This window comes from Agromyces tardus, from assembly GCF_003710805.1.
Classification (GTDB): Bacteria; Actinomycetota; Actinomycetes; order Actinomycetales; family Microbacteriaceae; genus Agromyces; species Agromyces tardus.
Genome location: NZ_RHHB01000077.1, coordinates 1 through 9951, shown reverse-complemented (window position 1 = coordinate 9951; position 9951 = coordinate 1). Strand labels below are relative to the sequence as shown.

At 75.0% G+C, this 9951-nt stretch carries 9 protein-coding genes; 5 read left to right on the top strand and 4 right to left on the bottom strand.

Going from position 1 to position 9951, the window contains the following annotated elements; translation table 11 throughout:
- From EDM22_RS19735 to ddaH, 5 genes are all read left to right on the top strand, one after another.
- Positions 1 to 248: hypothetical protein (locus tag EDM22_RS19735; protein WP_425455162.1), on the top strand; the 248-nt coding region annotated here is incomplete at its 5' end.
- 83 nt (positions 249 to 331) lie between these two features.
- Complete coding sequence (gene purN / locus EDM22_RS18885) at positions 332 to 922, top strand: phosphoribosylglycinamide formyltransferase (protein ID WP_122938633.1); 591 nt, start codon at positions 332 to 334, stop codon at positions 920 to 922.
- Positions 919 to 2529 carry a bifunctional phosphoribosylaminoimidazolecarboxamide formyltransferase/IMP cyclohydrolase gene (purH, locus tag EDM22_RS18880; protein WP_122938631.1) on the top strand — a complete coding sequence of 537 codons (1611 nt, stop codon included), beginning with the start codon at positions 919 to 921 and terminating at the stop codon, positions 2527 to 2529. The genes purN and purH overlap by 4 nt, the downstream gene beginning before the upstream one ends.
- Before the next feature lie 187 nt (positions 2530 to 2716).
- Entirely contained in the window at positions 2717 to 3808 is a 1092-nt protein-coding gene (locus tag EDM22_RS18875; RefSeq protein ID WP_122938629.1) for a Glu/Leu/Phe/Val dehydrogenase dimerization domain-containing protein, read from the top strand.
- A 30-nt stretch (positions 3809 to 3838) separates the two neighbouring features.
- A complete protein-coding gene (gene ddaH, locus EDM22_RS20205) occupies positions 3839 to 5095 on the top strand; it encodes a dimethylargininase (protein WP_281274117.1) in 1257 nt (418 codons plus the stop codon).
- On the opposite strand, the gene EDM22_RS18865 is transcribed toward ddaH, so the two are convergent.
- The 4 genes from EDM22_RS18865 to EDM22_RS19730 form a co-directional block, all read right to left on the bottom strand.
- The gene (locus EDM22_RS18865; RefSeq protein ID WP_122938628.1) at positions 5067 to 5762 is read right to left on the bottom strand and encodes an ABC transporter ATP-binding protein; all 696 of its coding nucleotides are present in this window, start codon (positions 5760 to 5762) and stop codon (positions 5067 to 5069) included. The genes ddaH and EDM22_RS18865 overlap by 29 nt on opposite strands.
- Positions 5759 to 6892 carry an ABC transporter ATP-binding protein gene (locus EDM22_RS18860; protein ID WP_122938627.1) on the bottom strand — a complete coding sequence of 378 codons (1134 nt, stop codon included), beginning with the start codon at positions 6890 to 6892 and terminating at the stop codon, positions 5759 to 5761. Before EDM22_RS18860 ends, EDM22_RS18865 begins: the two co-directional genes overlap by 4 nt.
- A gap of 3 nt (positions 6893 to 6895) precedes the next feature.
- Entirely contained in the window at positions 6896 to 9694 is a 2799-nt protein-coding gene (locus EDM22_RS18855; protein WP_122938625.1) for an FtsX-like permease family protein, read from the bottom strand.
- The coding region (locus EDM22_RS19730) for a hypothetical protein (RefSeq protein ID WP_212591996.1) at positions 9691 to 9951 on the bottom strand (261 nt) is incomplete at its 5' end. The genes EDM22_RS19730 and EDM22_RS18855, both read right to left, overlap by 4 nt.

The following is a 9951-nucleotide window of genomic DNA, read 5'->3' as shown; positions in this document are numbered from 1 at the left end:
GGCTCGCCGTCGTCGGTCCCGACGCGTTCCTCGTCGCCGCCGCCGCCGCCGCGAGCGTCGGCGTGGGCGCTGTGGCCGGGGCGTTCGCGGCCCGTTCGCGTGTCCGGCACGGCGACGTGTCGGCGCCGGGCGACCCGCGGGCGATGCGCGACGACGGGCTCGGTGATCGCGACCGCCGCGACGCGGCTCCGGCCGACCGGGACGGCTCCGACACCGAGGTGCTCGACGACGCGCGGCTGCCCCGCTGAGCGGCTGCGGCACGCGCGGCATGCTCAGGTGAGCAGCGGATGCCGCGGCATCCGCTCGACCGCGCGCCCGGTAGGCTCGTATGGTGCTGCAGCTCGTCGTGCTGATCTCGGGCACGGGATCCAATCTCCGCGCCCTCCTCGAAGCCTCCGAAGACGCCGAATTCCCGGCGCGCGTCGTCGCCATCGGCGCCGACCGCGAGTGCGAGGGCCTCGCGCTCGGCGAGGAGTTCGGCATCCCCGCGTTCACGGTGCCGTTCACCGCCTACGAGTCCCGCGACGCGTGGGGCGAGGCGCTCGTCGAGCAGGTGCGGCGCTGGAATCCGGGCCTCGTCGTGCTGTCGGGGCTCATGCGCCTCGTGCCGCCCGGCGTCGTCGACGCGTTCTCGCCGTACCTCATCAACACGCACCCCGCCTACCTGCCCGAGTTCCCGGGCGCGCACGGGGTGCGCGACGCGCTCGCCGCGGGCGTCACCGAGACGGGTGCGAGCCTCATCGTGGTCGACAACTCGGTCGACGGCGGGCCCATCATCGCCCAGGAGCGCGTGCCGGTGCTGCCGGGCGACACCGAGACCTCGCTGCACGACCGCATCAAGCCCGTCGAGCGGCGCCTGCTCATCCAGACCGTGCTCGACATCGCCAACTCGCACCTCGACCTGAAGGAGCTCTCCGCATGAGCGGCCCCAGCCACGACCCGAGCCTCTACCGCCGCCGCGACGTCGTGCCCGTGAAGCGCGCGCTCATCGCCGTGAGCGACAAGCGCGGCCTCGTCGAGCTCGCCACGGCGCTCGTGGGCGCCGGCGTCGAGATCATCTCGACGGGCGGCACGTCGAAGGCGATCGCCGACGCGGGCCTGCCGGTCACGCAGGTCGCCGAGGTCACGGGCTACCCCGAGCACCTCGACGGACGCGTGCGCACCCTGCATCCGGCCGTGCACTCGGGCCTGCTCGCCGACCTGCGGCTGGAGCACCACGAGCGCGAGCTCGCCCAGCTCGCGATCAAGCCCTACGAGCTCGTCGTCGTGAACCTCTACCCCTTCGCCGAGACGGTCGCCGCGGGGGCCGCGCCCGAGGCCGTCATCGAGCAGATCGACATCGGCGGCCCCGCGATGGTGCGCGCCTCGGCCAAGAACCACGCGAACGTCGCCGTCGTGGTCTCGCCCGATCGCTACGACGAGATCATCGCCGCGGTCGCCGCCGGCGGCACCACCCTCGCGCAGCGCGCGGAGCTCGCACGCGAGGCGTTCCGTCACACCGCCTCGTACGACGTCGCCGTCGCCTCCTGGATCGGCAGCGTCGTCGCGCCCGACCAGCCCGTCGAGGAGTCGCCGTTCCCCGCGTGGGTCGGCGGCACGTGGACGAAGGACGCCGACCTGCGCTACGGCGAGAACTCGCACCAGCGCGCGGCGCTCTACGCCTCGGTCGGCGGTCGCCCCGGCATCGCCCAGGCCACGCAGCTGCACGGCAAGGAGATGTCGTACAACAACTACGTCGACGCGGATGCCGCGGTGCGGGCCGCCTTCGACTTCGACGAGCCCGCCGTGGCGATCATCAAGCACGCCAACCCGTGCGGCATCGCCGTGGCGGCGACCGGCGCCGACGACGCGATCGCCGACGCGCACCGCCGCGCCCACGAGTGCGACCCCGTGTCGGCGTTCGGCGGCGTGATCGCGGCGAACCGCACGGTGACCCTCGCGATGGCGCAGACCGTGTCCGAGATCTTCACCGAGGTGCTCGTCGCGCCCGCCTTCGAGGGCGAGGCCTTCGAGCTGCTCGCCAAGAAGAAGAACATCCGCCTGCTCACGCTGCCCGACGGGTTCACGCCCACCGCGGTCGAGATCCGCCAGGTCTCGGGCGGACTGCTCATGCAGCAGGCCGACCGGCACTTCGCCGCGGCATCCGAATGGACCCTCGCCGCGGGCGAGCCCGCCGATGCGGCCACCCTCGCCGACCTCGAGTTCGCGTGGCGTGCCTGCCGTGCGGTCAAGTCGAACGCGATCCTGCTCGCCTCGGGCGGCGCCTCGGTCGGTGTCGGCATGGGCCAGGTCAACCGCGTCGACTCGTGCAAGCTCGCCGTCGAGCGGGCGGGGGAGCGGGCCGCGGGGTCGGTCGCGGCATCCGACGCCTTCTTCCCCTTCGCCGACGGGGCGCAGATCCTCATCGACGCGGGGGTGAGGGCGATCGTGCAGCCCGGCGGATCGGTGCGCGACGCGGAGGTCGTCGAGGCGGCGAAGGCGGCCGGCGTCACCATGTACTTCACGGGCGAGCGGCACTTCTTCCACTAGGCCTCCGACGGTCGAGCAGGAGCGCAGCGCCGTATCGAGACCCGCTCGTGCTGGTCTCGATACGGCCTTCGGCCTACTCGACCGACGGCTCGACGCATCCGCTGCGGAGTACCCTTGAATCGAACGGCGCTCACGAGGCGCCGGCACGGCACCGCCCACAAGGCGAACAACAAGGAGAACACGGTCGATGACGATCACCCACGCCCCGGCACCCGCTCCCGAGGCCCACGCAGCACTTCCCCTCGACGCCCCCGACCATGAGCGCGTGCTCATCACGCGGGGTCCGCGCTCGGGACTCACCATCATCGTCGCGGTGCACTCCACTGCACTCGGCCAGGCCCTCGGCGGGGCCCGCGTCTGGCAGTACCCGCACTGGACCGACGCGCTCGCCGACGCCCTCCGCCTCTCGCAGGCGATGACCCTCAAGAACGCGGCAGCCGGCCTCGCGCGCGGCGGCGGCAAGTCCGTCGTCTGCATCCCCGCGGGCGAGACCCTCGACGAGGCGCGCCGCCACGACGCCATGCTCGACCTCGGCGACGCCGTCGAGTCGCTCGGCGGGGCCTACATGACCGCCGAAGACGTGGGCACGAGCGCCGAGCTCATGGCCGTCGTGCACGAGCGCACCGAGCACGTGTGCGGCCTGCCCGCCGAGCAGGGCGGCGTCGGCGAGCCGGCGGATGCCACGGCGGCAGGCGTCCACGCGGGCATCCTCGCGACCCTCGAGCACGTCACGGGCAGCCGCGACGTCGCCGGCCGCCACTTCGTGATCGCCGGCCTCGGCCAGGTGGGCGGACGCCTCGCGCGCGCCCTCGCCGCGGGCGGCGCGCGCCTCACCGTCACCGACGTGTTCGAGGGCAAGCGCGCACTCGCCGACGAGCTCGGCGCCACCTGGGTCGACGCGGCCGACGCGCACCGCGTCGAGGCCGACGTGTTCGTGCCCTGCGGCCTCGGCGGCGTGCTCACGCCCGAGGTCGTGCGCGAACTGCGCGTGCGCGCGGTGGTGGGCGCCGCGAACAACCAGCTCGCCTCGCGCGAGGTCGCCGAGCTGCTGCGCGAGCGCGGCATCGCCTGGGCGCCCGACTTCGTCGTGAACGCCGGCGGCGTCGTCTACCTCGACCTCGCCTCCACTCCGGGCATCGGCCAGGACGAGCTCGACGCCCGCATCGCGGGCATCGGCGACACCGTCGGCGCGGTGCTGCGCGAAGCGGATGCCACGGGCTCGACGACGCTCGAGGCAGCCGAACGGCTCGCGACGGCACGCCTCGACGCAGCGCGCTGACGGGCGGCGGGGGGCCGATAGGCTCGTGCCATGACGTCCCCCGCCACCCCCGCCGCGATGCCCCCTGCCCGCTCCACGCCGCGCCATTCCGTGGCGCGACGGAGCATCGCGGCGATCGCCTCCGCGGGTGCCGTCGCCGCGGTCGGCTTCGGTGCGGCGGTGCTCGCGGCGTTCGTCGCGAACAGCCAGAACCCGGCCGTGCTGGGCCAGGTCATCCCGCTCTTCGGGCTCGGCGCGCTGCTGGCGTGGGGCCTCCTCGCGATCGCGAACGCCGTCGGCGCGACCCGCGTGTGGTTCCTCGCGCTCATCACGGGACTCGCCTCGGCCGTGCTCGCGGCGCTCATCGCCACGAGCGCCACGTTCTACCGGGCGGGCGCCTCGTACTCGGGCGACGTGGGCGCCTTCATCCTCGGCTCGCTCGTGAGCCTCAACCTCGTCTTCATCGTCGCCGTCGTGCTCGCCGAGGTCCTGCTCGCGCCGCGGGTGCTGCGCGGGGTGCTCGGCTACGCGCCGAAGCGCGCGCCGCGGCGGGTGGCGCTCGTGCGCATCCCCGCCTCGAACCTCGACGAGGGTCTCCTCACCCACCTCGAGCGTCGGCCCGTCGATCACGCGCGGGCAGATGAGCAGTGGGACAACTACTGCGCCGCGCTCGTCGCCGAGGGCTGGGAGACCGTCGAAGTCGACGCCGCCCCCGAGCTCGCCGACTCGGTGTTCGTCGAGGACACCGTCGTGTTCTTCGGCGACCTCGCCGTGCTCGCCCACCCCGGCGCCGAGGCGCGCCGGCCCGAGGTCGAGGCCGTCGAGCGCGCCGTGCGGGCGATCCCCGGCGTCGAGGTGGCCCGTATCCTCGCACCCGGCACCCTCGACGGCGGCGACGTGCTCAAGGTCGGGTCCACCGTCTACGTGGGGGCGTCGAGCCGCACGAACGGCGAGGGCATCCGCCAGCTGCGCGCGATCGTCGGTCCCCGCGGGTACCGGGTGGTCGCGGTCCCCGTCGAGAAGGTGCTGCACCTCAAGAGCTCCGTCACGGCGCTGCCCGACGGCACGGTCATCGGCCACCCCGACCTGCTCGACGCGTCCTCGCTGTTCCCGAGCTTCCTCCCGGTGCCCGAGCCCGAGGGCGTCGCGGTCGTCGAGCTGTCCGACGAGACGCTGCTCATGTCGGCCGCCGCACCGCGCACCGCCGAGATGCTCTCGGGCCTCGGCTACCGCGTCGTCACGGTCGACATCAGCGAGTTCGAGAAGCTCGAGGGCTGCGTCACGTGCCTGTCGGTGCGGGTGCGCTGAGCGTCACCGCGCCGTCGTGCAGTTCGATGAGCCGGTCGGCTCGTCGGACCAGCAGGGGGTCATGGGTCGTCACGACCGCCGCCACACCGTGCGCGTGCACGAGTTCGACGATGAGGTCCATCACGTTCGCGGCCGTGCCGCTGTCGAGCTGGCCGGTGGGCTCGTCGGCGAGCAGCACCTGCGGCTCCGCCGCGAGCGCGCGGGCGATGCCCACGCGCTGCTGCTGGCCGCCAGAGAGCTCGTAGGGTCGCTGGGCGGCGTGCGCGCCGAGGCCCACGAGGTCGAGCACCTCGGCGACGCGCGCATCCCGGGCGGCCGGCGGCATCCGCTGCAGCCGCAGGGGCACCTCGACGTTCTCGGCAGCTGAGAGCACGGGGATGAGCCCGAACGACTGGAACACGTAGCCGACGCGGTCGCGCCGCACCGTCGCGAGCGCGTCGTCGTCGAGGGTCGAGAGGTCCTGGTCGCCGAGCAGCACGCGTCCGCCGGTCGGCCGGTCGAGGCCGCCGAGCAGGTTGAGCAGCGTGGTCTTGCCCGCGCCCGAGCGCCCGGTGACCACGAGCAGCTCGCCGGCGTGCACCTCGAGCGAGACGCCCGCGACCGCGTGCACGGCGCCCCCGCGCCCCTCGAAGGTGCGGCTGACGGATTCGGCGCGGAGCGTGGTCATGGTGCCTCCTCGGCGTGGTCGGGGGCGGGGCCGCCGGCGGCGTGTCGACCGCGTTGCGGTGCGTCGCGAGCGGGGGTCGGCTCGGAGCCGGCGACTGCGGACTCGGCCGGCTCGCCCACCTCGGCGGCGGGCGCGCCCGGTTCGGCGACAGACTCGGTCACCTCCGCGGATGCCGCCGGCCGTGGCGCCGCGCCGTCGTGACCGGGCCACACCGACACGTGGTCGGGTTCGAGCGCGAGCCGCACGCGATCGCGCAGCGCCAGCCCCGTCACGAACTCCTGCGGGAGCTGGAGCCGTCCGACCCGGTCGAGCACCGCGAACTCCTCGGCGACCGCCTCGATCGCACCCGCTGCGTCGACGCGCGTCGAGCGCAGCACCTCGGTCGAGGTGCGGCCGTCGCGGATCTGCACGGTGCGCCGCACGTGCTCCGACACCGACGGGTCGTGGGTGACGATGAGCATCGTCACCCCGAGCTGCTCGTTGACACCGCGCATCGCCTGGAGCACCGAGACCGATGTGGCCTCGTCGAGCTCGCCTGTGGGCTCGTCCGCGAGCAGCACGGTCGGGTCGTTCGCGAGCGCGACCGCGATGGCCACGCGCTGCTGCTGACCGCCCGACAGCTCGCCGGGGCGGCGGTCCGCGGCATCCGACACCTCGAGCAGGTCGAGCAGCTCGGCGATCCGCTGCTCGCGGGCGGCGCCGCGCCGGGTTCGTGCCACGTTCATCGCGAGGGCCACGTTCTCGCCGGCCGTGAGGTAGGGGAGGAGGTTGCGCGACGTCTGCTGCCAGACGAAGCCGACGGTGTGGCGCTGGTACCGCACGCGTTCGCGCGCGCCCATCGCGAGCAGGTCGTGGCCTGCGACCCGGGCGACACCGGCCGTGGCGGTGTCGAGTCCCGACAGGATCGTGAGCAGGGTGGACTTGCCCGAGCCCGACGCGCCGACCACCGCCACGAGCTCACCCGGATCGATCCGCAGGTTGAGTCCCTGCAGCGCCTGCACCTCGACGCCGTCGGCGCTGAAGATGCGCACGAGGTCGGTGCAGAGGATGTGGGGCTCCGAGGGGCCGTGCGGCGCCCGCGCTTCCTGCGGCGCGTTCGCCTCCCTCGGCTGACTGATCGGATCGGACATGGGTCACCTTTCCTCTTCGATGCGCGTCGCGCGGGCTGCGCTCGCCCGGGCGCCCACGCTCGCGGCGACGGCCGCGGCGGCGATCGACACCGCGATGGAGGTCGCGACGATCGCGCCGATGAGCGGCCAGTCGTACGCGACGAGCGGCGCCGTGCTGCCGCCCGTGAAGGTGCGCACGTCGACGCCCGCGAGCACGATCCAGGGCACGACGGCGCCGAGGGCCACGCCGGCGACGACCGCGGCGACCGTGACCGGCGCGATCTCCCAGCCCACGAGGGCGCGCTCGCCTCGTCGACCGAGGCCGAGGGTGGCGAGGAGGGGCAGGAGCCGCTCGCGGGCGGGCCGGCCGACGGCGAGGGTGAGCGTGATCGCGAGCGCCGTGAGCAGGGTCGAGATCACGATGGCCGCGACGAGGCCCACGGTGAGGCCGCGCGCGTCGGGCCGCGAGCCCAGCTCGGAGGCCAGCTCGTCGGCCGTCGTGACTGCGGCCTCGGCCCCTGCGAGTTCGGACAGCGCCGAGACGGCGGCCGCCGCGTCGGCACCGGGCGCGAGCCGCACGAGCACCGATCGCGGCACGAGGGTCTCGGTGAAGGGGGCCGCGTTCTCGCGGTCCATCAGCATCCAGGTGGGGCGGCCGGTGAAGGGCGTGCTCGGATCCGCGACGCCGATGACCTCGAACGGCTCGCCGTCGAGTTCCGCGTCGCCGCCCTGGGCGAGGAAGTCCGCGATCGGTCGCGACACGAGCACGGGCGTCGCCTCGCCGCCGGTCGCGTCGAGGCCCGCAGGCAGGTCGATCGCGTCGGGGCGTCCCTGCTGCACGCGGCGCAGCTCCTGGGCCGAGACGACGACGATCGTCGCCGTGCGATCGCGGCCGTCGACCTCGAGGCGGCCCGGTCGCGTGGAGTAGACGGGGGCGATGGCCTCCACGCCGGGCACCGCCTCGAAGGCGTCGAGCTGCGCTCGCGTGAAGGGCGCGCCGCTCACGGCGACGTCGGCGCCCACGCGCTCCGCCGACGCCGCCTCGGTTCCCGAACGCACGGTGCCGAGGAGCACCGCCGAGGTCACGGCGACGGCGACCCCCACGACCACGGCGAGCACGGGCACGAGCCCCGCCGTGGGATCGCGGAGCGCCCGCGCCGCGCCGAGGAACGGCACGAGCCCGGGCCGCTCCGCCATCCGGCGCACCAGGCGGCCGAGCGGCAGCGGGTAGAGCCGCAGCACGAGCACGCAGGCCGCGAGCGCGAGCAGGAGCGGGGTCGCCGCGAGCAGCGGGTCGACCCCCTGGCCGGGCCGCGCATCCCCGACGCCGCGGCGCACGAGCAGCAGGACCGCGACCGCGGCGAGCACGAGCACGAGTGCCTCGAGCACGGCACGCCACCGTCCCGAACGGCCACCGAGGTCGGATCGGGCACGGCGCAGCGGGCTGAGCGCGGGCGCGCGAGAGACGAGCAGCGCGGCGGGGACGAGGGCGAAGCCCGCCGCGATCCACCAGCCCTCGATGCCGAGGTCGCCGGGAACGGCGGCGACGCCCACCGCCGCGCCGACGATGGCGGCGGGCACCGCGATCGCGAGGCCCTCGAGCGCGAGGATGCCGCGGAGCTGCCCCGGCGACGCGCCGCGGGCGGCCGCGAGCTCCAGCCCGGCGCGCCGGCGCTCGAAGACCACGCGGGCGCCGAGCAGCAGCACGGCCACGACGACGCCCACCGGTCCCGAGGCGATGGTGGCGAGCACGGCGTCGACCGCGGTCGCGGACACGGCCGCCGCGACGAGGGCGTCGCGCAGGCCGCTCGTGAAGCCGACGTCGCCGACGACCGAGTACGACAGGTAGGGGACGAAGGTGCCGGGCGTCGAGGTCGGCGGCGGGGGGATCTCGATCCACGCGCCCGAGCCGAGGGAGTGCGCCACGCTGCCGAACTCGCCGAGCTGCGCCGAGAGCAGCGAGGTGTCGGTCGCGCGCACCTGGTCGAGTTCGATCGGCAGCCAGACCTGCATGACGGGTGCGGCGACGCTCGTCGCGAAACGCTGCCAGGAGCCCGGGTCGAGGTAGGCGACCCCCGTGTACGTGGGCGCGGAGATGCCGTTGTCGATGACCGATGCCCGGAGCCCCGTGGGCAGGTGCGTCCAGAACCCCGCTTCGGGATCGACCGGCTCGACGGTGCCCGAGAGCACCACGGGCAGGGTGCCGCCGAGCACCGCGACGTCGCGCCGTTCACCGACGGCCCACGCGAGCCGCTCGGCAACCGCATCGGCGAGCACGATCTCGGCGGGAGTGCTTCCGGGGACCTCGCCGGCGAAGGCCGCGGGCCAGTCGCCCTCGGTGAGCCGGACGTGCTCGCGCAGGCGCGGGTCGAAGCCGGGCTGGATCCGGTAGATCGGGCCGCCGGGCTCGGCGCCGGGCACCGCGGCGACGACGGGGTCGGCGACGAGCACGGTGAGCGGATCGCCCGTGGCCCCCCGCAGGGGCTCGGGCAGGGCCGAGCGGAGGTCGCGCAGCCGTTGCTCCTGGGCGCCCCACACCGCGTCGACGTCGTCGGGCAGCGTCGACGCGCCCTCCGAGGGGCCCGGATCGGGCCCGGAGCGCGCCTCGGCCGTGAGGTCGAGCTCCGAGGCCGGACGCGCGGCCAGCTGCTCCGCGAGCGCGGCCGTGTGCAGTGCGGCGACGGTGCGTGGCGTCGCGACGGCGAGGAAGCAGCCGAGCAGCACGAGCAGGGCCACGACGAGGGCCGCGCCCGGGTCGGTCGCGGAGTGGCGCCAGAGCAGGCTGGGCGCCGAGAGCCCCGGATGCCGCCGAGCCCCGCTCATCGCTCCGCCTCCGCGGTGCCCGGTCGCGCCGCCTGTCGGCGCACCGCCGTGGCGGCCGCGAACCCGGCGAGCAGGGTCGCCACCGCGAGCACGAGGATGCCCGTCGCCCACGGCAGCCACGCGACGCCGAGACCGGATGCGAGTGCGGCGGGCGCGCCGGGCACGACCGCGCGCGCCAGCTGGGGCCCGGTGAGGGCGCCGGCCACGAGGCCGATCGCGACGCCGACGACCGTCGCCGCGGCGACCAGGCCCGCGAG